This is a genomic window from Lacticaseibacillus songhuajiangensis (genome assembly GCF_003946025.1).
In the GTDB taxonomy this organism is placed as follows: domain Bacteria; phylum Bacillota; class Bacilli; order Lactobacillales; family Lactobacillaceae; genus Lacticaseibacillus; species Lacticaseibacillus songhuajiangensis.
On record NZ_RHNR01000025.1, the window covers coordinates 1 to 22582 of the forward strand.

Sequence of the window (22582 nt, forward strand, 5' to 3'; positions counted from 1 at the left end):
AGAGAGCTCAAAGAGCTCATTATTGTTTTTAAAAAAAGCGAATTGACATCGCAAATGTTTTAATTCCTTCAGCACTAAGCTGAAGAACCTACACATATACGAAACTTTGTTCAGTTTTCAAGGAACTATCAAATGCAACTTGGATATCTTATCATCCAGTATGTTGTGTGTCAATAAAAACTTTTTATTTTTATCAACCACGCTTTTAACCTATCATTTGGCTCGCCCTTGGAGCGCGCTTGCTGACGTGTTACTCACGTGACAACACAAAGTATATTACCAGCCTAAATACCCATCGTCAAGAACTATTTTCCAAAAGGCGAACAAAAACTTCCAGAAGCGTGCACAACGCAAAAAGGGGACTGCACCAAGGTGCAGCCCCCTTTATAGTAGGAAAATTAGTCTTCCTTGGTGATGAGTTTCTGACCGCCCATGTATGGCACGAGGACGCCAGGAACTGTAACGGTGCCATCTTCATTTTGGTAGTTTTCCAAGATCGCAGCGACAGTCCGCCCAACAGCAAGGCCAGATCCGTTCAGTGTGTGACAGAATTGGAGCTTACCATCTTCGTCACGGTAGCGGATGTGCGCACGCCGCGCCTGGAAATCGGTACAATTGCTGCAGCTGGAAATTTCCCGATAGGTATCCTGCGCTGGAATCCACACTTCAAGGTCGTAGGTCTTAGCGGAAGTGAAACTAGCATCCCCTGTTGCCAGAGTGATGACGTGGTATGGCAGGTTCAGCTTCTGCAGCAGGCTTTCAGCATTAGCGGTCAACTTCTCCAGTTCGTTCCAAGAATCTTCAGGCTTCGTCACCTTCACCATTTCAACCTTGTTGAACTGGTGCATCCGGATCAGGCCACGGGTATCCCGGCCGGCACTACCTGCTTCAGAGCGGAAGGCTGGGGACAATGCCGTCACGTAGATTGGCAACTTAGCTTCGTCCACAATGCTATCGCGGTAGTAGTTGACCAATGGGACTTCTGCTGTTGGAATGAGGGTTAAATCAATGCCTTCATTGGTGACAGTGTAGCTGTCGCCAACAAACTTAGGAAATTGGCCAGTTCCAAACATGGACTCGTCATTCACCAGGTATGGTGGCAGCACTTCGGTGTAGCCTTCCTTCTGGTGTTCATCCAGCATGAAGTTGTAAACGGCCCGTTCCAGACGTGCACCAGCACCACGGTAGTAGACAAAGCGACTACCGGAAACCTTAGCGGCATTCTCAAAATCCAAAATGCCGAGATCTTCCCCTACCTGCCAGTGGGCCTTAGGCTTGAAGCCAAAGTCACGGATGTTACCCCACTTGCGCTCTTCACGTGCATCGTCTTCGTTCATAGAAGCAGGCGCAGAGTCATCAGGGAAGTTAGGCAGCCGGACGAGGATGTATTGGACCTTCTCGTCCAGATCACTCACCTGCTTGTCCAGCTGGCTGATTTCCTGACCCACGCTGCGCATTGCGGTAATCTGCTCGCTAGCATCTTCCTTGTTGCGCTTCATCTTAGCAATCGCGCCGGAAACTTCATTGCGCTTTGCCTTGAGTTCTTCAGTCTTCACAATAAACTCACGGCGCTGCTTGTCGTAGGCCAGCAGTTCATCGATTTCTTCAGCCTTAATACCGCGGCGGCTGAGCTTTTCCTTCGCCCAGTCTGGTTGCTGACGAATTAATTTCAAATCTAACATCTAGCAGTCCTCCATATTGAACAGATTTATTCAAACAAGCCGCCTCTGGATGGGAAAACGGCACACAAAAAGCCCCTCATCCACATGGGACGAAAGGCTTGCTTTCCGCGGTACCACCCAAATTCACCGATTACGGTGCACTCAAACTGGATAACGGTCAGCCCCGTGCGACTCTTCGTCGCCCACTTTCACGCTGGAATGCGGTAATACCGGTTCACACCAACCACCGGCTCTCTGGATTACCAATAGGCGCTTATTCACGTGTTTCTTTCTACCTGCTAAGTTACTGCATTTTGCCCCATAATTCAAGCATCCCCCAGTGAGATTCACTAATTTAGTTTCTCTATAGTAGGAATCATCCGGCGTCTGCTTCAAACCCCAGTTATTATTCCAAAATCCGCGTTGCTTTTTACCCGCGACACCCTTAATATTGACAGGGTACTTTTTCCATAACGCAGATTAATGAGGAGCTTGATGAAATGATCGTACTTGCAGGAACTATCGGGGCCGGGAAGACTAGCCTCACCGGAATGATTGCTGAGCACCTGGGCACAAAGGCTTTCTATGAATCCGTTGATGACAACCAGGTTCTGCCTCTCTTCTATAAGGATCCCAAGAAGTACGCCTTCTTGCTCCAGATTTACTTCCTGAACAAGCGCTTTGACGCCATCAAGGAAGCTTTCGCAAACGACAACGATGTCCTCGACCGGTCCATCTTCGAAGACTCCTTGCTGTTCAAGCTGAACGCTGACCTGGGTCGCGCAACGCAAACCGAGTACGACGTTTACAATGACCTGCTCAGCAACATGATGGAAGAACTGCCTTTTGAAACACACCAGAAGGCCCCTGACCTGCTAATTCACATTCAGGTCTCCTTCGACACCATGCTCAAGCGGATTCAAAAGCGTGGCCGGCCTTTCGAACAAATTGATGCCGACCCTAGTCTGTACAAATACTACGAGCAGCTGAACACACGCTACGCTAAGTGGTACGACCAGTACAACGAGAGCCCTAAAATGCAAATTGACGGCGACCGGCTGAACTTCGTTGAAGATGAAGACGCCCGTCAAGAAGTCCTGAGCATGATTGACAGCAAATTACGCGAATTACACGCTTAATTCTGTCAGAATAGTTTAGCGCGCCTAAAACCGTGACTTATTTACCCCAATACACGCAGTTTGATATAACAATCTACGCGCATTGGGGCTTTTTTTGCTATACTTATGGCATAATTACTAGTAATTTTAGCGGGAGGATTGCGTATGATTTACGAGCAGTTATTTCTGGATACCAGTGATCTGCAAAAGTTCCAAATGTACCGTGCACTCAAGACCATTGACGAATCCGGATTTACCATTAACGACCTCAGTAATAAGCTGCACGTCTCCTACCAGCAGTCGTACAACATCTTCCGCGAACTACTAGCCGACCTCGAGCAGATCACCGGTAAGAGTAGCAAGGTTGAAAAAAAGCGCCTGATGTCGCCATCAAACTTTCCTGTTTCGATTGATGAGTACCGCTTGTTCCTTCTAGAACAATCACTGCAGTTCCAATTCATCGACTACATGGCCCAGGCCGTGCACACCAACGTGGACACCTTCTGTGCGGACCGTTACATCTCCCGTTCCACCCTGACCCGCAAGACGCTGCCGCTGCGCAAGTTCCTTGAGCGATACGATATGGGTATTTCCTTCACCAGTACCGAGATTACCGGTGACGAGCGGCGCATCCGCTTCTTCCTGTTTTCCTTCTACTGGTTCGGCTTCCACGGCGTCCGCTGGCCCATCACCGCGATTCAGCCGCAGCGCCTCAATGATGCCTACCTGCACATTGAAGATGCACCGCGTAGTCCCCTGATTGCCCTGCAGGAAATGCTCTTTTGGGGAATCTGCCGCTTGCGCATCGTCCGCGGACACCTGCTCAAGCCGTGGCCACGGTTCGACAAAATTTTCACCCAAGCCACGCTACTGAACGATACGGTTTACGATGCGGATATGTACGCGAAGCTGACGGATGAACAGTTGCGCTCTGAGTCGCAGTTCTTCCGTTTCTACCAGCTGGGCCGCATGCGCTTTAGCAAAACGCAGGATGACTGGCTGGAAATGTACGCTAACGTCATGGACAGCGAAAACCCCATCCGCACGTATACCGACCACCTGACCGACTTTCTCGAAAAGTTCCGGCACCCGAAGGCCTTGCTCGCCGTCAGCGACGACATGGCGCTGGTCACCAACATCATCCGAGTTGCCACCACTTTCTACCTGTTCCAGGGACCGGTACCGCAGCTGCTCGACTTCTACGACGAGGCGCGCGAGATTTACCCGCACACCACCATGTACAAGGACCTGATTCAGTTCCATGAAGAACTCCCCGCGGACGCGGACATGGACATTTTCAAGCAAAATGCGGTCATGCTCACTCAGCAAATCTGCTACATCTTGTCGCCGCACCTGCGCAGCTTCACTTGGCCACAACTCGTGCAGTGCAAACTGCTACTCGAAGACAGCAACGTGAGCGTGCACAAGATCAGCACTTTTCTTGGCAGTCTCAGCTTCGTGGAGCTCATGAGTCATGATGACGATACCGCGGACGCGGACCTCATTATTACCTTTGCGGGCGATCAGCCAGTGCTGACCAGTAAGCCCAACCACCCCCAGACCAGAGTTGTTTGGCACGTGGATGCAGATGACAATGACTACTTCAATCTCTACAAGAGCATTAAAGAAACCTTCTTTCAGAAACTCGGCTTACCCGATGACTATGAATTCATGCAGATTTGATTCCGGCATACAAAAAAGCCACGCTCACGCGTGGCTTTTTGCTTGCTTCTAAAGCGTTTTACTAATGCGGCCAATGCCGTGCTGTGCGTCCATGATGGTCACGTTGAAGGTGAACTTCTCAAAGATGTGCACAATCTTGGCAAACTTCTCCTTATCAAAGGAGCTGATGTTACCATCAATGCGCTTGACCCCGTACTTGTTGGCCATGTTCAACAGCGACTGCAAGGCGAGCTGAGCCAGCCCAAGGTTCTGGTAGTCGAAGAACGCGAGGCGGCTTTCACTACCCAAGGTTTCGAGCACCGTGATGTGCATCACGTCATCCCACTGGTTCAACTCGAACAGGAGCTGCGCCTGGAAGTCCGCCTTTGAATGCCCATACTTGTCAATATTGGCGTAAGGCGTGTAAACGTAGATCGAACTTGTTTTCTGTTTCTGGCCGTCATTCTTGAAGTCGGTGTACACAATGTACTGCGTAACCCGTTCTGCCCCGGGTTCCATCGGCTTGTTCATGCTTGCAAGAACCGTGTATTGTGGGTCTTCTTCAATCAGCGCCATGCGTTTGTTGTATAACTCTGTGTAATCAGCCTGCGATGCCATTTCTGGATACCCTCCGGATGTTTTATTGACTAAAGTATATCATTAAAAGATGAGATTCGTGCGACTTTCCACTAAGGTGGCACTTAATTTAATGGCCAGTCGTCCTTAGACAGACGCCATTCCTCCTGCAACTGACCGTTTTGGCTTTGCAAAGCGGGGGCATTTTGTACCCCCACTTTTTGAAATCCTAAACGTTGCAGCAAGCGCCGCGATGGCTGGTTATCCGCGTACACAGCTGCCCAAATCGTCATCACGTCGGTTGTAAACAACTGCTGGAGCACCGCGGTTAATGCCCGCGTCATCAGCCCTTGATGCCACGCTTCAGGCGCCAACACGTAAGCTAGTTCCACCGCCGTGTCGTCTGGACCACCATCAGCGCCAATGCGCAGCGCGGTCTCTATGTGGCCGACCACCCGGCCGTCTGTCGGCGCCAAGACGGCAAACGCCTGGCCCGAGCGCAGTGTTAAGGCGATGATCCGTGCGGCCGCCGCATCATCTACCGGCGGCAATGCCGCTGCGGGCACGTAGACCTCTGGCCGGTTCATGTACTGCGCATACGCGTGCGCATCTGCCTGCGTTAGCGGCCGGATGAGCTTGGCATTCCCTGTTGCCACGACTATCACCTCCGCCTAATGATTCATACCAGTTCTTAGCTTAGCAGATTACGCCTGCAAGCGCACCCAAAATTCACGCATTTTGACCCACCTGGGCTTATTTTGTCCGTATCCTTGACTTTCACCGTCCATCAGGTAAACTAAACTAGTTAATTACTATATAGAAAGTGGGTGGATTAGATGCGTAACAACATTATCCTTGGTTGCGCCGAAACCGGCGAACGTATCTACCTGACTTCCAAGAACAAGCGGAATACTCCTGAAAAGCTTCAGCTTAAGAAGTACTCCCCAAAGCTGCGCAAGCGCGTGGTCTTCACCGAAGTTAAGTAGAAAAAAACAGACTTGGATTATTCCAGGTCTATTTTTTTGCGCTCAGTATGAAAAAGGCGAGCCGCAGATGGATGCGACTCGCTTTTTGTCTGCTGATAATTCAAAGTAATTCTTGCCACGCGGCCGGCAACGGTAGTTCTGCGCTAATCCGCTCTCCCGTGAACGGATCAGTGAAGCTTAACTGACTAGCCATCAGCGCCTGCGTCTGCAGTTGTTGCAGATTGCCGCCGTACAGTGCATCCCCCAGGAGCGGATGACCGCATTGCGCCATGTGCACCCGAATCTGGTGGGTGCGCCCCGTCAGCAGGTGGCATTCCAGAAGCGCGGCGTGCGTACCGGCCTGCAGCACCCGGTAATCGGTGCGCGCATCCTTACCGTCAGCGCGCACCACCTGGTGGATGCCATCAGCACCGGCGCCCAGTGGCAGTACCACCCGGCCCCAGCGCTCGGTCATGACGCCGCCCGCTAAGGCGTAGTAGCGCTTATCCAGCTGCGCGGCTGCTTGATTTTGGTCCAGCAGTCCTTGCGCGAAGCCGTGCTTGGCAATCAGTACCAGTCCGCTGGTATCCCGATCAAGGCGCGTAATGATTGCTGGGTGCGGACTATCGTAGCCCTGCCGCTGCAAGTAACCCGCGGCGCGGTTCAACAAACTGTCGGCCGGATTGTGTGGTCCCGGAACGCTCGTAAGTCCAGCTGGTTTGTTCACTAGCAGCCAGTTGCCGACGTCGCGCACGACTTCAATGGCGCCTGCGCTAGGCGTTACGCCTTCGTCGCTAGGCAGCTCAAAGCGCACAATCTGCCCCGCACGCACTTCAACATTACCGGCGCGGTGGCCATCGACCCAGATGAGGCCTGCCGCCTTCAGCCGGCTAAACAAGCGGTGACTCACCCCGCCCCGGGCGAGGACCCGTTTAACGGTACTATCACTGCTAGCTGGATACTCGAAACTAAAGCGCATGTTGTCCTCCTTGCAATATTAAAGGCGCCCGCATGCCGCGCGGCGCCTTTGCAACTACTTCAGCTTTGCCTTAATGGAACTGGGCACCTTGTCCGCACTCACGATGTTCAGCCCGTTGTTCACGCGCTTTTGCGAGATTTTGGCGTAAACGTAAGCGCCCGGTGTCAGCGGCGTTGGGTTCGTACCTTCCTGCTCCCAGCGCAACGTGCGCGTCTGGCCGTCCGTCGTCACAAACTTGAACGTGTACTTGTAGGAATACAGCGGGTTACCATTGCCGTCGCTTTGCTTCTTCCCCTCGTTGTTAACCGTCCGCGTCTTTGCTGGCGTTGCCGGAACCAGCGCGTACGCCTCCGTCGTCTTGTAGGTGCTGGACCACTCCTTATAGCCAACCCAGCCAATGACAACAAGCAGTACCACCGCAATAATACCCAAGACTTTCTTCATGTCTTCGTACCTCCGTGTTTTCTTCTAGATTGCCACAAGAAACGGTTTCCGCCAAGTCTTTCGGGCCAAAATTAAGCAAAAGCCTGCATATCCGCATCAAAAAAGCCAAGCACCTTCGCGAACGAAGATCACTTGACTAATGACTTACTCTTTATGCCGACTCAAGTCCACATCCTGCAACTTAATCACGTGCGTCTTGTGCTTAATTTTGTAGTAGAAATACAGCACCAGAAACAGCGGAATTGACATGTAGGAAATCAGCAGCCGGTCCCAAGCAAAATGCGTCACAGACCGTAAATCCTGCCCGACGATGACCGCAATCCCCATCACTCCGGCCAGAATAGGTCCCAGCGGGAACCATTTGGCGTGGTAGACGAGTTCACTGAGGTCATGCCCCTGCGCAATAAACGCGCGCCGGAAACGGTAGTACGACAGCGCAATCCCGAGCCAGGCAATAAACCCAGTCAGTCCGGACGCCGCCACCAGCAAGCCGTAGACACTCGGGCCCATGATGCTGGTCAGGAAGGTCAAGGCGCCGACGGCCGTGGTCACAATCAGTGCGGGCAGCGGTACGCCGCGGTTATTGGTTTTATTGAAAATCCGCGGGGCAAAGCCCGTACCGCCCATCGCCCACAGCATCCGGGTCGAAGCGTACATCCCCGAGTTGGCTGAAGAAAGCACGGAGGTCAGAATCACCGCGTTCATCACGCTGGCCGCACCCGCCATCCCGATGCGCTTAAACACCAGGGTAAATGGCGAAATGGCCACATCCTGCGCACTGGCCCCCAGCAAGTTCGGACTGGTGTACGGAATAATCGCCGCAATCACGGCAATCGCCAGAATGTAAAAGAGGAGAATGCGCCAGAAGACCTGCTTAATGGCCTTCGGAATGCTCTTTTCCGGCGTGGCCGACTCACCGGCGGTAATCCCAATCAGCTCGGTTCCCTGGAAGGAGAAGCCGGCCACCACGAACACGGACAGTGCGGAAGTCCAGCCACCATGAAACGGCGCATCGCCAATTGTGTAGTTCCGCAGGCCAATCGCATGGCCGCCGCCGAGAATCCCGACAATCGTGAGCAAACCGACCGCCAGGAAAATCAGCACGGTCACGACCTTGACCATCGACAGCCAGTACTCCGTTTCCCCAAAGGACTTCACCGAAATGATGTTAATCAGGAAGATGAGGGCGAGAAAACCCAAGCTGAAAATCCAGCCCGGTACGTTCGGCAGCCAAAAGTGCATCACAATTGCCGTTGTCGACACGTCCACCGCCAGGGTAATGGCCCAGTTAAACCAGTAGTTCCAGCCGAGCGCAAACCCGACTGCCGGATCAACGAAGCGCGTCGCGTACTCGGAAAAGGATCCCGAGACCGGCATGAACGTCGCCATTTCCCCCAAACTGGTCATCAAGAAGTACACCATGATGCCAATGCCCGCGTAGGCCAGAATCGCGCCCCCCGGACCCGCAGTCGAGATTGCCGAGCCACTGGCGACAAACAAACCAGTCCCGATACTCCCACCGAGGGCAATCATCGACAGGTGCCGCGTCTGCAGTTCCCGCTTGACGCCGCCGCCTTCATTTGCCAAAAAATCCACTCCAATCAAAAAATATACTTTTTAGTATTACAGAACGAGAATCCGAATTAATCCATCTGCGGCGTAAATTAATCCGCACTTCAGATGTTCTTAAGCCCTTATTAACGGCGCTATCATAAGCAAATTGATAAAATGCGCAACAGTATTTTTGTAACACAAAAAACGACACGTGTCTATTCACAGTGTATAAATTGTCACAGGTTTAATGATTAATCCTGACATAAGCCAACGGCACTTTAGCACCAAAAAACGCCTTGCGGCCGATTAAGCCACAGGGCGTTTCCACAGACTTTACGATTGAAATTCCGGGTAGTTCTGCAATGCGTACGCAATGCCGTCGGCGGTGTTCGCCTTGGTCACATGCGCCGCCACCGTTTTGATGGCAGGTAGCGCGTTGCCCATGACCACCGGCAAGCCCACCATCTTCAGCATTGGCAAGTCGTTATGCCCGTCACCGAAGGCAGCCGTGTCGCTAGCCTGCAGTTGCTCGCGGTCCAGAATGTACTGAATCCCCCGCGACTTCTTGGCTTCACGACTGGTAATCTCCAGGTAAGCCGTCCCCGACTGCTGCACGGCAACGTCTGGGAACCCCTTCTGCTTGAAGTACGCATTTAGTGCCGCCATCTTTTCGGCGTCGAAGGTGATCATCATGATTTTGAACACCTGCAGCGCCGGCTTAGCGAATAGCACGCTGAAATCCTGAAAACGGGGCTGCTGACCAGTCAAACGCATTTCAAATTGTAATTCGGCACTATCATTTTCAGCATACCAGGCGTCGCGGTCGTAAAAACTAACACTAACCTCCGGAAAATGCGTCCGCACCGCGGCGACAATCGTGGCGGCTTGCTCAGTTGTAATCACGCGCTCACTGATTGTTTCCCAGCCATCCTGACCGCGGCGGTAAATCAAACCGCCATTGAACCCAATCTGAGGGCCGCGCAAATCAAGCTTGGCAATCGCCGCTGCCATCTCCATGGGTGCGCGCGCTGATACCAATGTCAGCGGAATCTGCGCCGCCCGAATTGCCGCAGCGGTCGTATCCGTCACGACCCCCTGCGCATTGAGCAAGGTACCATCCATATCTGAAAAGATGTGTTTAATCACGAATCAAATCTCCATTAACATCCTAGTCTAGAATTACCGCAATGGCTTGCAATTCCGCGTCCGTGAAGTCCAGGTGTTCGCTAGCCTTCAGGTTGTCATCTAGGTGCGCCACACTGGTCGTCCCGATGATCACACTGGCAACCACCTTGTCACGGAGCAACCAAGCCAAGGCCATCTGGGACAGTGTCTGGTTGCGGTCGTGGGCAATTGAATTCAGCTGCTGCAACTTGGTTACCACCGCGTCGCGGCCGTTCTTGAAGGTACCGCGGTTAGTAGGGTGAATTGGGAAGTCTTCCGGAATGCCGTCCAAGTAACGGTCGCTGAGTAGACCTTCAGACAGTGGGCCGTAAGCCACCATCCCGACACCACTCTGACGCAAGGTGTCGAGCAGGCCGGTCGTTTCAACACTGCGGTTAAACATGTTGTAACTCATCTGGCTCAGAACAAGCGGTGTGCCCAATTCACGGAACAACTTAACAGCTTCTTTGGTCTGCGCATTGTCATAATTGGAAATCCCGATGTACAAGGCCTTGCCGCTACGAACCACGTCGTCCAGCGCGCGCACCGTTTCGTGCAGCGGTGTCTGGTCGTCAAAGCGGTGGGCGTAATAAACATCGACGTAATCTGTCTGCAAGCGCCGCAAGGAAGCGTTGATGTCCTGGGCGATGGCCTTGCGGGACGTTCCCGTGCCGAATGCCCCCGGATGCATCTCGTAACCCACCTTGGTGGACACCACGATTTCATCACGGTATGGCTTCAAGTCGCTGGCCAAAATCCGGCCCAGCAACCGCTCACTGGCCCCATACGGTGTCCCGTAGTGATCCGCAACGTCAAAGTGGAACATGCCGCGATCAAAGGCTGCCAGGATGACTTCCCGCCGGTCTGCGAATGGGTCCTGGTCGCTAAAGTGGCGCCAGAGCCCCAATGAGACTGGTGGCAACACTAGGCCGCTGTCCCCCGCGTGCCGCAACTGCGTGTTTTCGTAACGATTTTCTTTTGCTGAATACATAAATTGACATCCTTTCCGAATGACTGCGCTTACTATATGCAAGTCGATTATAACAAAAAGCGGCGATCACCAACATAGTACAAGGACATTGCGCACGAATTGTACAGCAATCGTATGAATTCGGTCACATCTAAAAAGCGGCGCATCCCTTCGGATTGCGCCGCTTGCTGAATATCAGTTTCTATTTAATCGTAATTCCGTGCAAATTAATCTGGTCGCGGCCACTGTTCTTGGCAGCATAGAGGAAGTGATCCACCCGGTTGTAAATATCAAGATAGTTGTTGTCCTCTTTCAGAACCCGTTCTTCCCCAATCGAGACGGTTATCCCAAATTCATGGTCTTGATCATCTTTAAAGCGCAGGGCGTCGAGCTTCGCCTTGAGGTTCTGGGTAATCGTCCGGCTGCTCGTTTCACTATAAGTTTCGAGGTCGCGAATCAAAATGCAGAATTCTTCGCCGCCCATGCGGTAAACCTCACATTCACGTGGTAGTTCCGCCGCGAATTGCGCTGCGGTATGGGCCACCCCCGTGAGCACTTGGTTCCCAACCAGGTGCCCGTACGCATCGTTAATTCCTTTAAAGTGATCAACGTCCATTTCAATCAGAACGTAATGCCGCCCCCCGTTTTTGAACCGCCGGTAGGTTTCCTCAATGTCCGTGTTAAAGGCACCAAAATTCTTTACGCCCGTCATCCGGTCGTTGCTGGCCTCCCGCCGAAAAGTATCCGACGCCATTCGCCGGCGAATCAGTAAGCGCAAATATTCGTAACCCACAACGGCCTGGAACACCAGCGCCGTAATCTGCCGCAGCCAGAAGCCCTGGTCAGTCGGCAGATGTTCAAGATTCAAGAGGCCATACATGCCAAACCCAGCATACAGTATCATTAGGCCGTATACGCAAACGCGCCGCGACCAAATCTGGCGACCATATTTTGCGAGTACGAACTGAATAATGATCACCACGGCAAACGCCAGCGTGCGCCGCGGCGAGAGTGTTGCGGGGAAAGTCAGGAAGAAAGCAACCGTGAGCAAGGCGATGATGGCAGAATACGCCCGTGAAATCATGAGCATGCAGAAAATAAAAGTGGCAACAATCAGCATGTTGTAGAAAGTCCAATGCTGCCCCCAAATCTGGGGATGAAATTTGCCGTCGATTTTAAGCATCAAAAATAAGTAGCTCATAAAGGCAAAGCTGATGCCCCACTGGATATAGTCGTGGTATTTGCGCATCCACCCGGTCTTAACGTCGCCGACCCAGTAAATGAGCGACAATACCCCCAGAAAAACAACCACGTTCGTTTCTAGTGACGCCCAAAAAGTCGCCAGTAACCATCCCATTGACAAAAGCTCACCTCCCCCAAGGCATAAATGATAACATGATTTCCTAAAAGAATACGCCAAGCTGCTGCGGCTTTCAATAGGAGAACACCCCCCAAACTATTAACACCAGATACAATTTAATGACTTCTTAGGCCAAAATGTAATGGGTTTCACAAACCGGATGCTGTATAATAGTAAGTAGGATACGTTCGCTGAAAGGAGTAATGACATGAAAGAATTTACAAAGGAAGAACTCGCTAAGTATGACGGTGTGCAGAATCCGCAAAAATACGTTGCAATTGATGGTGTTGTTTACGACTTAAGTGCTGTCCCCGCTTGGGGCGGTGAGAATCACCACGGCAACCACGCCGGCCGTGATCTCACTGAAGCCATTAGCCACTCCCCGCATGGCAAGGCCGTGCTGACGGATAAGCCAGTCGTCGGTAAGTACATCGGTTAAGCAAATACTAAACGCCGCGTTGATATAACGGCGTTTTTTTGTTGTTTAACTATTTTGACCAATATTGACCATTGGTCTAGTTGCCACCGTGACAGCTGCCGATTTGAAGCCATAATTATAAATTGGTATAGTTGTGCACACGGATACATTGCAATCGTTATTACCAGTAATTACCGGCATTAACGTTTCTTTTTAGCACTCGCTTTACATGAGCGCTAAATGGTGGTACATTAATGTCGTTGAGAGGAACAAGAACAATATGTTCAGCTCTCACAAATCATTTTTAGTTTTGGTGAAAGGAAGAATCAGTTATGGCTAACAATGAAATGACGACGCGGCGGAACAATTGGGTAAGCGACCCATTCTTTAGTGAATTAGGACGGCGTTTCTTCGGTCCAGAGGCCAGCTGGTTTGACGACTGGGACGATGGCATCACAACCACCGCCATGAATGGCCTGCCAACCGACGTTCAGGAAACCAAGGACGCTTACGAAATCAATGTTGATGTTCCTGGCGTTAACAAGGATGCAATCAAGCTGAGTTACAAGGAAAATGTGCTGACTATTAACGTCAACAAGGATACCGTCAGTGACCACACAGACAAGGATGGCAACCTGCTGATGTCGGAGCGTAGTTACGGCAGTTCCAGCCGCTCCTACAAGTTGCCTGACGTTGACGTGAAGGGCATCAAGGCGCACGTCGACAACGGTGTGCTGAGCATTACTTTGCCAAAGCTCACCGAAGCAACTGACACTGACCACAATATTGAAATTAACTAAACTGGCAAGAACATTAGGTGGGTGAATTAGCTCCCATCAACAAAAACAGACTGCAATTGGATTCACGGATTCCGATTGCAGTCTGTTTTGCTGTTCAGTGTTTCAAGCGCGGCACCTAATGCCGAAAACACGCCACCATATCTCGCTCCAGGTTACTAGCAGGACCCGTGCTGAGACCCACTGCGTAATTATCGGTAACGAGGTCCAACCCGTCGACTGTGATAGTGCGTAAAGCGCCCGCCTGAATTTCAGGCTGTGCCAATGAAGCTGGCAAAATTGTCATCCCCAAGCCTGCGCGCGCCGCGCCAATCAAAACCGTCGTATTGATACTTTCCAGTAGCGGTTCCGTCGCCAAATTCAGTGGCCGGATTGCCGTCTCCAAGCCATCGCGCAGCGTACTGCCAATTTCCCGCAGGAGGAGCGGCAATTCCACTAACTCCTGCACATTAATTCGCTCCGGACAAGCAAACTCCGGCGCCGCCACCACCAGCAGTTGGTAGCGCGAAATAAGTGTGTTCGTGAACGCCTTGCCGCGCGCAACGCCCTCAATAAACGCCAGATCAATGTCGCCGCGCAGCAGGCGCTGCTTAATCTGCGTCACGTTCTCGGCATATAACTTCAGCGGCGTTTCCGGATGCATTTTGCGGAAGCGAGCAACAGCACCCGGCAGTACATCCTGGCCGATAGTGAGACTCACTCCCACCCGTAGCGGCAGATTCTGCGCCTGCGTCTGCCCAAAATTCGCAAGCTGGGTCCAATCTTGCAGCAAATGCTGCGCCTGAATGCGAAATTCACGCCCTGCCGCATTCAAACGCAGGCGGTTATCGCGCCGGTCAAACAGTTGCGTGCCGACGTCTGCTTCCAGTTCACGAATTGCCTTAGACACCGCGGGTTGCGTAAGAAACAGGTGTGCGGCGGCCTTAGTAATCGATTCGCGATCCGCTACCGCCGTGAAAATTGTCAATTGTCGTATGTTCATGTCCGCCTCCATAACGATTTGGTTATGCCGAGTGTACCGGAATTGCATTTTAAGTCAAGCAAGGGACACGTTAGAATAGAGGCAGGAGCTACGTGCCCAAGGGCTAAGCTTCTTTGCAGCCTGAACGGAGGAACCACCATGCAGAAGAATTGGCTACTTTTTAAGATTTACCTCATCGCGGGGACCTTCACCTTCTCTGGCGGGATGGCGATGTTGCCCGTCATCGAGCGCGAGGTCGTAACTAAGCACCACCTCATGTCGCGCGACGAGCTTTACGAATACTCGACCCTGGCCCAAACCTTTCCCGGCGTCATCGCCCTCACCAACGCCTGCTTTGTCGGCCGCAAAATTAATGGCCGCAGCGGTATGTTCTGGGCGGGTTTTGGCGCCGTCCTGCCGGCATTTGTGTTGATGCTGCTGGCGACGATGCTGTATCAACTCATTCCCCAACACGGCGTGACCCTCGCCATCATGAGTGCCATTCGTGCCGCCTCCGCTGCGTTCCTATTCAGCGCCGCCTACAGTTTGGCGCGTTACAACTTGCGCGATTGGGCCAGCATTTTGCTGGCGCTCTTGTGCCTAGTTGCCACGCTGTTTAGCCTGGCAAGTGCCCCGACACTCATCATTATCGCCGCCGCTTTGGGCATCATCGGCGGCTACCGGAAACGGGGGCAGCAAGCATGATTAACTTAATTCTGGCGTTTCTCAAAATCGGCTTTCTCGGTTTCGGCGGCGGCTACGCGATGTTGTCGCTCATCTATGCCCAATCGGAGCAACTCGGCCTGACCACCGCCCAGTTCGCCGACCTCAACGCGCTGGACGGCATGATTCCCGGTCCCATCGCCATTAACTCGGCAACCTACATCGGCCAGCTCACCGGCGGCTTCTGGTTTGCCTTGGCGGCGACGCTGACCGTCTGCATTCCTTCGCTAATCTTCGTGCCACTTTACATGCACTACGAAAAGCGCATCAAGAGTAACTGGGTGCTCAGTTCCATTCTGAAGGGCATTATGCCCGCCGCCGCGGGGCTGATCATTGCGGTCGCCTGCACCCTGCTGCTGAGCACCGTGTTCGGTGTCGACTCCGTCTTCGCCTGGCGCAAAATGACCATCGACTGGCCCAACTTGCTCGTCCTCGGCCTCGTCCTCGGTCTGGATCTGAAGTTCCACCTCAACCCAGTCTGGCTGATTCTCATTGCCGGGGTCATCGGGGCAATTTTCTATTACTTGTAAAAAGTTTGCCGACGACCCCAGCGCCCGTCGAGATTGCATTTTGCTTAGATTTTGACGTACAAAATTGCAACTTGCTCGCATTTTTTTGTCATTTTGGGTTTTACAAGCGAAAATTTTCGTGCTAGTATCTATCTCAACAGAACAAAACAAGGCGAAAGAAGCGACGAGTACGGCGCCCACCCTAGCAGTGACTTGAGGATAGTGAGAACTCAGGAAGGCTCTGGACGACCCGAAAAACACCCTTCTATGCCGCTAACCAAAATGACCCTGTCAGAGTAGGCTTAGCCGTTACCGGAACGTTACAACCGGCGGAGTATGTTAGTACTCTATGAGGTGGTTTATTTTAGATAAACAATTTGGGTGGTATCGCGAAACTAATTTTCGTCCCAGCAGGCAATCATTGCTTGCTGGGACTTTTTTAGTTTCACGGCGCGCTTCACTCGCACGCGCCGTGTACTGGCGTCGCGGTCCCAAAACCTCAGTTGTCCGTCACCCACTTGCTTTCTTACGAGGAGATATTATTATGCAGCTTACGATTCCAGAACATTACGACCCCAAGCTTTCCGTTCGGCAGACCCAGGAAGCCATCCGCTACATCCGGGAAACCTTCCAAGATGAATTCGGTAAGGAACTCAACCTGTCCCGCCTGTCCGCACCCATGATGCTGGAAAAGTCGACCGGTCTGAACGATAACCTGAACGGTTACGAGACCCCAGTTTCTTTCACCATGCAGGAAATGCCTGGTAAGACCATTGAAATCGTGCACTCCCTCGCCAAGTGGAAGCGCTGGGCCCTCGGCCACTTCCAGTTCGGTGTTCACGAAGGCCTCTACACCAACATGAACGCGATTCGTAAGGACGAAGAGCTGGACAACATCCACTCCATCTACGTTGACCAGTGGGACTGGGAAAAGGTCATCACCAAGGAAGAACGGACCACGGAAACCCTCAAGACCACCGTGCGCCAGATCTTCAAGGTTATCAAGCACATGGAACACGAGGTTTGGTACAAGTACCCTGAAGCGGTGCACCACCTGCCAGATGAAATCCACTTCGTCACCACGCAAGAACTCGAAGACCGCTGGCCAGACTACACGCCCAAGCAGCGTGAAGATGCTATCACCAAGGAACTCGGCTGTGTCTTCCTGATGCAGATTGGTGGCAAAATGAAGTCCGGCAAAATTCATGATGGCCGCGCCGCTGACTACGACGACTGGAAGCTGAACGGCGACATCCTCTTCTGGTACGAACCACTCCAGAAGGCGCTGGAAATCTCCAGCATGGGGATCCGCGTTGACGCCAAGGCCATGGCTGAACAGCTCAAGGCTGCTGACCAGGAAGAACGCCTGAGCCTGCCATACCACAAGATGATTATGGGCGAAGAACTGCCCTTCACCATCGGTGGCGGTATCGGCCAGTCCCGCCTGTGCATGTTGCTGCTGGGCAGGGCCCACGTCGGCGAAGTTCAGGCCAGTGTTTGGCCCCAGGACATGCTCGACCAGTGCGCCGCAGCCGGCATTAACATTCTGTAATTTGCACTAACAAAAAGAGCCCCCAACCGTTTTGGTTGGGGGCTCTTTGCTTGTCGTTGTCCGTCAGCGTAAGTCTGCGCCCGCAAGGGTGCGACCTCTACTTTAAGCGGTTTGCATACCGCCGCAAGGCGGTGGGGCGGCAACTCCGGTAGGAGTGCGCTTGGGCTTCGCTCCGCGGGAACTGCGTCGGCGGGGACCGTTCAGGCCTCCGTTGGAGTCCTTCACTGGCAGAATTGCCGCAAAATCGGCGTCAATTCCGCGCTCCCGACATTAGCATGTGCAGCCTCGGCGAAAAACCACGCCGAGTCTCCAAATGCTAATGTTTTCGCCGACTCCGCCCCCGCCCGCTACGCCCAAGCGTACTCCTACCTCCGTGGCCGACACGTTACTGAGTCAAAAACATCGCAGAGACCAAGCAACAACGTGCTGACAACTCTGGAGCTAATGTCCAACGGTTCAGGAGAACCTTAAACCGGATGATGAAGGGTTCCTGAATTCAAGCTACAAACTGTGGTACCAGTTCGAGAAGATAGATGAATCGCTCTCTGTGCCAATATTTCTCAGTCACATGGCCTCCGTACACGGTACTCCCGCTAGTGTAGCCTTGAAACGTCCACCACCGGATTATTGTTGTAGCACTTAGGGACTGGGGCGGCTTGGTGGAGTGAACGCAGGTAGGTGGCGCGCAAAGAACATGAACAGCCCATACAACCGGCGTAAGCCGCATTGTATGGGCTGTTCATGTTCGGGGTAAAGCTTTTTGCCAAGGGCTTTGGCAAAAAGTTTAGCGGTAGCCTGGTTTGCCAGGCGAGAGCGACCCCGCGCCACCTGCCTGCGGGCACGTAACCAAGCCGCCCCAGTCCCGACCTTCGGTCTAACCACTATTTTCGAACCGAGCATCCTTGCGGATGAAGGTTTCATGACTCACGCTGACGGACAGTATTAGTACTCCTCACCCAGATAAGCGCGCATGGCGTCGAGCTGGTCGCGCATCTCGGTGCGGCCAGTCTGGTACAGTTCAGCGAGCTTGTCGGTGTCGCCTTCCAATCGCTTAACAGCAACGGGTTGCTGCGGTGCGAGAACGAAGGTCTTGCCGGCCTTTTCCATCTCGTCCAGCTTGTCGGCCTGGCGGTTGTACATCTCCGGACGTGCAATCGCGGCCTGCACGAATTCAGGGTACTGGCCAAAAGCCCTGCTGTACGCCTGCGCCAGAACCGGCGACGTTGCACCTTTCCGGTATTCCCGGTTGCGGGTGCGGATGACAACCACTTTGTCGTAACCAGACAAGCGCGCAAAGTCGAACGGAATGGAATCGGCAATCCCACCGTCCAGACACAGACCGAGTCCCGTTTGTACAGGTTTCGAGATAAATGGCATTGCAGACGACGCCTTCAGGTTGGCAACCAGATCCTTGCCCTGCGGATTGTGGAAGTAAACCGCGCGGCCATGTTCCATCGCGGTTGCCACCACGATGAATTCCATGCGCGATGTGCGGTAGGTTTCTTCATCGAAATCTTCCCAACCATTGCCGTGCTTCGCAAATAAATAGTCCAGATTGATAATATCCTTGCGGCGTAATGCCCGCCGCAGTGAAATGTAATTCTTATCATGGCGGTAGTTCACGTTAATATTAGTGGTGCGGCCGCGCTGCTGCGAAATGTAATTCGTTCCGCACAGTGCACCCGCGGAAACACCGATAACGGTGCTAAAGAAAATTTTGTTATCTAGCAACGTGTCGAGCACTCCTGCGGTATACTCCCCGCGCAGTGCGCCACCCTCAAGTACTAATGCCGCTTTATACATATGTGCTCATCCCCTTTGTTACCCGCTATTTTACGTTAATAACGGCAGTGATGCTAGTGATTACAAAATTGCAAACGTTATTTTTGAAAAAGCTTTAGCCTTAACGCTTTCAGAAACACAAAAATCCGTCGGATCTCCACCAGAGGACAACAACGACGAATTTTCGGCAAATAATCGTGCTATGCAATTTCTGTCTTGGGTGCGAGCTTCGTTTTGCCGAGTAGCACCGAACTGGTGACGACCGACAGCGAGCTGAAGGCCATGGCCAGACCGGCCAGCTCTGGGCTCAGCGTGAGTCCTGCCGCAGCGAAGACACCGGCCGCAACTGGAATCCCCAACACTTTGTAGATGAACGCCCAGAAGAGGTTCAGCTTAATGCGCTTGAAGGTCTTCTTGCTGATGGCCAGCGCGCGGTCCACATCGCGCAAGTCGTTTTTCACCAGCACGATGCCACCAGACTCGATGGCAATATCCGTACCCGAGCCCATCGCAATGCCGACGTCGGCAGTCGTGAGGGCCGGCGCATCGTTGATGCCATCACCAACAAAGGCCACCTTACCGTCCTGCTGCAGGCGCTTGATGGCGGCCGCCTTATCAGCGGGCATGACATCCGCTATCACGTCGTCAATCCCGACCTGATCAGCAATCGCGCGCGCGACCTTTTCATTATCACCCGTCAGCATGACGGTCTTCAGGCCGCGGGCGTGCAGTGCCGCAATCGCCGCGCGTGAAGTTGGCTTCGCTGCGTCCTGAATGGCAATCAGACCAATTACCTGATTATTGCTGCCAACGTAAACCACCGTCTTAGCTTCCGCCTGCAACCGGTCTGCCTGCGCAATCAGCTCTGGCGTTGCCGCGCCTGGTGTGAGCAACTTACTGTTACCTGCAAAAGCCGTTTGCCCCGCAATCGTTGCCTGCACACCGCGACCTTCCAGCGCCCGGAAATCGGAAGCAGTGGCCGGCTGAATTTTGGCAGCCTGAGCTGCGGCCGTAATCGCACTGGCCAGCGGATGTTCAGAGTCAGCTTCCAAACTCGCGGCGAGCGTCAGTACTTGCTGCCGGTCACCGACAACGTCCGTCACGACCGGCTTACCCACGGTGATGGTGCCGGTCTTGTCGAACACAATCGTGTGCACATCGTCGGCCGCTTCAAGCACCTCACCATTTTTAATCAAAATCCCCATCTTCGCGCTGCGGCCAGTACCGACCATGAGCGCTGTTGGTGTGGCTAGACCCAGTGCACACGGACAGGCAATAACGACCACAGCGACGGCATAAATCAGCGCGCTCGCCAGCGAGGTACCCAGAAACACGTACCAGACCAGAAAAGTTGCAATCGCCAGCATCAGCACCACGGGCACGAAGATGTTGGCGACTTTGTCCGTCAGCTTCTGAATGGGCGCGTGGCTCGTCTGCGCCTTTTTCACCAGCTTCACAATCTGCGCCAGCATGGTGTCCCCGCCGACTTTTTCAGCCCGAAAAATCAGGGTGCCGTTGCTATTAATTGTTGCCCCAATGACTTTGTCGCCGTTTTTCTTAGTTACCGGCATACTTTCACCAGTCACCATAGACTCATCCACGGTCGAACTGCCGTCAGTAATCACCCCGTCGACAGCAATCTTCTCGCCGGGTTTGACCTTGACCAGGTCGCCCGCTTGAACGGCACTGATTGGCACACGGACATACTGCCCATCGCGGAGCACGGTGGCCTCCTTCGCCTGCAGGTTAACCAGTTTCTCCACGGCACTGGACGCACTAGTGCGCATCCGTTCCTCAAACACCTGCCCTAAGAGCACGAAGGTCACAACGAACGCGGCACTTTCAAAATATACGGGTTGGCGCGTAATCATGGCGTAAATGCTGTAAACATAAGCCGTCGCCGTCCCAATAGCCACCAAGGTGTCCATGTTGGCGTGGTGTTTCTGGAAAGACGCCCAGGCGCTGGTGACGAAGGGACCCGCGGCCACCACCATGATAATGGAAGTAAGCGCGAATTGCGTCCATTCACCGCCCGGCAGCATGAAGCCCAGCGGCATGAAGCCCAGCGGCATGAAAAGCATGTTGGCGAGCATTGGTAGTGACAGCACCAACGCAATCCAGAACCGCTTGGTGACGCTCATCAGTCAACCACCACGGTGCCGCTGAACATGTCCATGCCACAGCTGTAGTTAAACTCGCCAGCTTTGTCAGTTGGCACGTCAAAAGTCTGCGCCACATTCAGCGGTAAGTCGCTGGCAAAATGCAGGTCGGCGGAGTGTACCTGATCCAAGCACCCCTGATCACTGGTGCGCGTGAAGCGCAGTGCAGCGGGCTGCCCCTGCTGCAAATGGACGACGGCGGGGCTGTATCCGCCCGCAACGGTCACATCAACAATTTGTTTTGTATTCATATTCTTCGTCTCCTTAAAAGCTATTCCACGATCAACTTGCCGTGGAACATGTCCATGCCGCATGCCCAGTCGTACTCACCCGGCTTACTGGTATCAATCTGAATCTGCTCAGTCTGTCCCTGCGGCAATTCTTGGTTAATCCCCAAATCCGCGAACACCACGTGGTCTAAGCAAGTGGACGCATCTTGGCGGGTAAAGTTCAGCGTCGCCGGTACGCCCTGTTTCAGCACGACGCGTTCGGGAGAGTAACCGCCCTTGACCTCGATATCCACACTCTGACCGGCAGCAGTCGCCGTCGCATTAGCCGTCGCGACCACATGCTTACCGAAAAACCACCAGCTTATAACGGCGATGAGCGCCAGGCCGGCGAGGAGCACCACCATTTTCACTAGCATGTGGCACCAGCTTTCATGTCGCAATCTTCAGGCAAGCAGTTGCAGGCCACCATCTCGGGCGCATCTTTGGCCTTCTCAGCCAGCGCGGCCTGCAATTGCTTAATGTCGCCCGCACTCAGTTCGGTTTCTTCTATTAAGTGGAGCAGTACCTGACCCTTCTTCATGTTACAAAAATGCTTGAAGAGATCCGTACCGGAATCCGCCATGGCGGCCTGCTCGGACACTGCGGGGTGGTAGACGAACTTGCGCCCATCTTTTTCTGTCGTCAGGGCCTGTTTTTCGACCAAGCGCCGCAAGAGCGTCTTAATCGTGGATTCTGTCCAATCCCGTTTTTCTTGCATCAGCTTGATGATGTCGCCGCTGTGCATGTCGCCCATCGTCCAAATCACCCGCATAACTTCCCACTCCGCGGTGGTCATTTCTTTTGCTACATCAGCCATGGTAATGTCTCCTTATTTACGTTTACGTTTGTAACCCACTTCAATAGAATAAGCCTAACGTTTACACCTGTCAACGGTGGATGCAAAATTAAACAATTGACAGTCGAATCGCACATACTTACCATGATAAGTAGTGGTGCCA

At 53.1% G+C, this 22582-nt stretch carries 23 protein-coding genes; 8 read left to right on the forward strand and 15 right to left on the reverse strand.

Annotation, left to right across the window (positions count from 1 at the left end):
* Positions 1–398: 398 nt before the first annotated feature.
* Positions 399–1682 (reverse strand): serine--tRNA ligase, encoded by a 1284-nt coding sequence (serS, locus tag EKM97_RS07215; RefSeq protein WP_125571725.1) that lies wholly within the window; start codon positions 1680–1682, stop codon positions 399–401.
* A gap of 479 nt (positions 1683–2161) precedes the next feature.
* Between serS and EKM97_RS07220 the strand changes: the two genes are divergently transcribed.
* Both EKM97_RS07220 and EKM97_RS07225 read left to right on the forward strand, forming a co-directional pair.
* Positions 2162–2800 carry a deoxynucleoside kinase gene (locus EKM97_RS07220; protein WP_125571726.1) on the forward strand — a complete coding sequence of 213 codons (639 nt, stop codon included), beginning with the start codon at positions 2162–2164 and terminating at the stop codon, positions 2798–2800.
* Between the two features lie 144 nt (positions 2801–2944).
* The gene (locus EKM97_RS07225) at positions 2945–4462 is read left to right on the forward strand and encodes a helix-turn-helix domain-containing protein (protein WP_125571727.1); all 1518 of its coding nucleotides are present in this window, start codon (positions 2945–2947) and stop codon (positions 4460–4462) included.
* A 48-nt stretch (positions 4463–4510) separates the two neighbouring features.
* On the opposite strand, the gene EKM97_RS07230 is transcribed toward EKM97_RS07225, so the two are convergent.
* Positions 4511–5059 (reverse strand): hypothetical protein, encoded by a 549-nt coding sequence (locus EKM97_RS07230; protein ID WP_125571728.1) that lies wholly within the window; start codon positions 5057–5059, stop codon positions 4511–4513.
* A gap of 83 nt (positions 5060–5142) precedes the next feature.
* Positions 5143–5673 carry a GNAT family N-acetyltransferase gene (locus EKM97_RS07235; protein WP_164507472.1) on the reverse strand — a complete coding sequence of 177 codons (531 nt, stop codon included), beginning with the start codon at positions 5671–5673 and terminating at the stop codon, positions 5143–5145.
* A gap of 180 nt (positions 5674–5853) precedes the next feature.
* Between EKM97_RS07235 and rpmG the strand changes: the two genes are divergently transcribed.
* A complete protein-coding gene (rpmG, locus tag EKM97_RS07240; protein ID WP_125571730.1) occupies positions 5854–6003 on the forward strand; it encodes a 50S ribosomal protein L33 in 150 nt (49 codons plus the stop codon).
* Between the two features lie 100 nt (positions 6004–6103).
* On the opposite strand, the gene EKM97_RS07245 is transcribed toward rpmG, so the two are convergent.
* From EKM97_RS07245 to EKM97_RS07270, 6 genes are all read right to left on the reverse strand, one after another.
* The gene (locus tag EKM97_RS07245) at positions 6104–6961 is read right to left on the reverse strand and encodes an RluA family pseudouridine synthase (protein ID WP_125571731.1); all 858 of its coding nucleotides are present in this window, start codon (positions 6959–6961) and stop codon (positions 6104–6106) included.
* 54 nt (positions 6962–7015) lie between these two features.
* The gene (locus tag EKM97_RS07250; RefSeq protein ID WP_125571732.1) at positions 7016–7405 is read right to left on the reverse strand and encodes a DUF1093 domain-containing protein; all 390 of its coding nucleotides are present in this window, start codon (positions 7403–7405) and stop codon (positions 7016–7018) included.
* A gap of 144 nt (positions 7406–7549) precedes the next feature.
* Entirely contained in the window at positions 7550–8992 is a 1443-nt protein-coding gene (locus EKM97_RS07255; RefSeq protein ID WP_263853717.1) for an amino acid permease, read from the reverse strand.
* A gap of 300 nt (positions 8993–9292) precedes the next feature.
* A complete protein-coding gene (locus EKM97_RS07260; RefSeq protein ID WP_225419241.1) occupies positions 9293–10105 on the reverse strand; it encodes a Cof-type HAD-IIB family hydrolase in 813 nt (270 codons plus the stop codon).
* 22 nt (positions 10106–10127) lie between these two features.
* A complete protein-coding gene (locus EKM97_RS07265; protein ID WP_125571733.1) occupies positions 10128–11114 on the reverse strand; it encodes an aldo/keto reductase in 987 nt (328 codons plus the stop codon).
* 181 nt (positions 11115–11295) lie between these two features.
* Entirely contained in the window at positions 11296–12450 is a 1155-nt protein-coding gene (locus EKM97_RS07270) for a GGDEF domain-containing protein (protein ID WP_125571734.1), read from the reverse strand.
* Positions 12451–12661: 211 nt separating this feature from the next.
* On the opposite strand from EKM97_RS07270, the gene EKM97_RS07275 reads away from it, so the two are divergent.
* The gene (locus tag EKM97_RS07275; protein WP_125571735.1) at positions 12662–12892 is read left to right on the forward strand and encodes a cytochrome b5 domain-containing protein; all 231 of its coding nucleotides are present in this window, start codon (positions 12662–12664) and stop codon (positions 12890–12892) included.
* A 311-nt stretch (positions 12893–13203) separates the two neighbouring features.
* The gene (locus EKM97_RS07280; RefSeq protein WP_125571736.1) at positions 13204–13671 is read left to right on the forward strand and encodes an Hsp20 family protein; all 468 of its coding nucleotides are present in this window, start codon (positions 13204–13206) and stop codon (positions 13669–13671) included.
* A gap of 115 nt (positions 13672–13786) precedes the next feature.
* Here EKM97_RS07280 and EKM97_RS07285 read toward each other — a convergent pair whose 3' ends face one another.
* A complete protein-coding gene (locus EKM97_RS07285) occupies positions 13787–14650 on the reverse strand; it encodes a LysR family transcriptional regulator (protein ID WP_164507473.1) in 864 nt (287 codons plus the stop codon).
* 138 nt (positions 14651–14788) lie between these two features.
* Between EKM97_RS07285 and EKM97_RS07290 the strand changes: the two genes are divergently transcribed.
* The 3 genes from EKM97_RS07290 (at position 14789) to asnA (ending at position 17413) form a co-directional block, all read left to right on the forward strand.
* Positions 14789–15334 carry a chromate transporter gene (locus tag EKM97_RS07290; RefSeq protein ID WP_164507474.1) on the forward strand — a complete coding sequence of 182 codons (546 nt, stop codon included), beginning with the start codon at positions 14789–14791 and terminating at the stop codon, positions 15332–15334.
* Positions 15331–15882, forward strand: coding sequence for a chromate transporter (locus tag EKM97_RS07295; protein WP_125571739.1), 552 nt, complete (start codon positions 15331–15333; stop codon positions 15880–15882). The genes EKM97_RS07290 and EKM97_RS07295 overlap by 4 nt, the downstream gene beginning before the upstream one ends.
* A gap of 523 nt (positions 15883–16405) precedes the next feature.
* A complete protein-coding gene (gene asnA / locus EKM97_RS07300) occupies positions 16406–17413 on the forward strand; it encodes an aspartate--ammonia ligase (protein ID WP_125571740.1) in 1008 nt (335 codons plus the stop codon).
* A gap of 942 nt (positions 17414–18355) precedes the next feature.
* Here asnA and EKM97_RS07305 read toward each other — a convergent pair.
* The 5 genes from EKM97_RS07305 to EKM97_RS07325 form a co-directional block, all read right to left on the reverse strand.
* Positions 18356–19216 (reverse strand): patatin-like phospholipase family protein, encoded by an 861-nt coding sequence (locus EKM97_RS07305; RefSeq protein WP_125571741.1) that lies wholly within the window; start codon positions 19214–19216, stop codon positions 18356–18358.
* Positions 19217–19395: 179 nt separating this feature from the next.
* On the reverse strand, positions 19396–21336 hold the full coding sequence (locus tag EKM97_RS07310) for a copper-translocating P-type ATPase (RefSeq protein ID WP_125571742.1): 1941 nt from the start codon (positions 21334–21336) through the stop codon (positions 19396–19398).
* On the reverse strand, positions 21336–21668 hold the full coding sequence (locus EKM97_RS07315) for a cupredoxin domain-containing protein (protein ID WP_125571743.1): 333 nt from the start codon (positions 21666–21668) through the stop codon (positions 21336–21338). Before EKM97_RS07315 ends, EKM97_RS07310 begins: the two co-directional genes overlap by 1 nt.
* Entirely contained in the window at positions 21626–22000 is a 375-nt protein-coding gene (locus tag EKM97_RS07320; RefSeq protein ID WP_125571744.1) for a cupredoxin domain-containing protein, read from the reverse strand. Before EKM97_RS07320 ends, EKM97_RS07315 begins: the two co-directional genes overlap by 43 nt.
* Entirely contained in the window at positions 21994–22440 is a 447-nt protein-coding gene (locus EKM97_RS07325; RefSeq protein ID WP_125571745.1) for a CopY/TcrY family copper transport repressor, read from the reverse strand. Before EKM97_RS07325 ends, EKM97_RS07320 begins: the two co-directional genes overlap by 7 nt.
* Positions 22441–22582: the final 142 nt, after the last annotated feature.

Bases quoted from the DNA above. Each gene is read 5' to 3' on its own strand.
- EKM97_RS07225 (WP_125571727.1), top strand. From the start codon at position 2,945: ATGATTTACGAGCAGTTATTTCTGGATACCAGTGATCTGCAAAAGTTC.
- EKM97_RS07285 (WP_164507473.1), bottom strand. From the start codon at position 14,650: ATGAACATACGACAATTGACAATTTTCACGGCGGTAGCGGATCGCGAA.
- EKM97_RS07305 (WP_125571741.1), bottom strand. From the start codon at position 19,216: ATGTATAAAGCGGCATTAGTACTTGAGGGTGGCGCACTGCGCGGGGAG.
- EKM97_RS07310 (WP_125571742.1), bottom strand. From the start codon at position 21,336: ATGAGCGTCACCAAGCGGTTCTGGATTGCGTTGGTGCTGTCACTACCA.
- EKM97_RS07280 (WP_125571736.1), top strand. From the start codon at position 13,204: ATGGCTAACAATGAAATGACGACGCGGCGGAACAATTGGGTAAGCGAC.
- EKM97_RS07220 (WP_125571726.1), top strand. From the start codon at position 2,162: ATGATCGTACTTGCAGGAACTATCGGGGCCGGGAAGACTAGCCTCACC.
- EKM97_RS07295 (WP_125571739.1), top strand. From the start codon at position 15,331: ATGATTAACTTAATTCTGGCGTTTCTCAAAATCGGCTTTCTCGGTTTC.
- EKM97_RS07230 (WP_125571728.1), bottom strand. From the start codon at position 5,059: ATGGCATCGCAGGCTGATTACACAGAGTTATACAACAAACGCATGGCG.
- EKM97_RS07325 (WP_125571745.1), bottom strand. From the start codon at position 22,440: ATGGCTGATGTAGCAAAAGAAATGACCACCGCGGAGTGGGAAGTTATG.
- EKM97_RS07290 (WP_164507474.1), top strand. From the start codon at position 14,789: ATGCAGAAGAATTGGCTACTTTTTAAGATTTACCTCATCGCGGGGACC.
- EKM97_RS07320 (WP_125571744.1), bottom strand. From the start codon at position 22,000: ATGCTAGTGAAAATGGTGGTGCTCCTCGCCGGCCTGGCGCTCATCGCC.
- EKM97_RS07245 (WP_125571731.1), bottom strand. From the start codon at position 6,961: ATGCGCTTTAGTTTCGAGTATCCAGCTAGCAGTGATAGTACCGTTAAA.
- EKM97_RS07250 (WP_125571732.1), bottom strand. From the start codon at position 7,405: ATGAAGAAAGTCTTGGGTATTATTGCGGTGGTACTGCTTGTTGTCATT.
- asnA (WP_125571740.1), top strand. From the start codon at position 16,406: ATGCAGCTTACGATTCCAGAACATTACGACCCCAAGCTTTCCGTTCGG.
- serS (WP_125571725.1), bottom strand. From the start codon at position 1,682: ATGTTAGATTTGAAATTAATTCGTCAGCAACCAGACTGGGCGAAGGAA.
- rpmG (WP_125571730.1), top strand. From the start codon at position 5,854: ATGCGTAACAACATTATCCTTGGTTGCGCCGAAACCGGCGAACGTATC.
- EKM97_RS07265 (WP_125571733.1), bottom strand. From the start codon at position 11,114: ATGTATTCAGCAAAAGAAAATCGTTACGAAAACACGCAGTTGCGGCAC.
- EKM97_RS07275 (WP_125571735.1), top strand. From the start codon at position 12,662: ATGAAAGAATTTACAAAGGAAGAACTCGCTAAGTATGACGGTGTGCAG.
- EKM97_RS07315 (WP_125571743.1), bottom strand. From the start codon at position 21,668: ATGCGGCATGGACATGTTCCACGGCAAGTTGATCGTGGAATAGCTTTT.
- EKM97_RS07270 (WP_125571734.1), bottom strand. From the start codon at position 12,450: ATGGGATGGTTACTGGCGACTTTTTGGGCGTCACTAGAAACGAACGTG.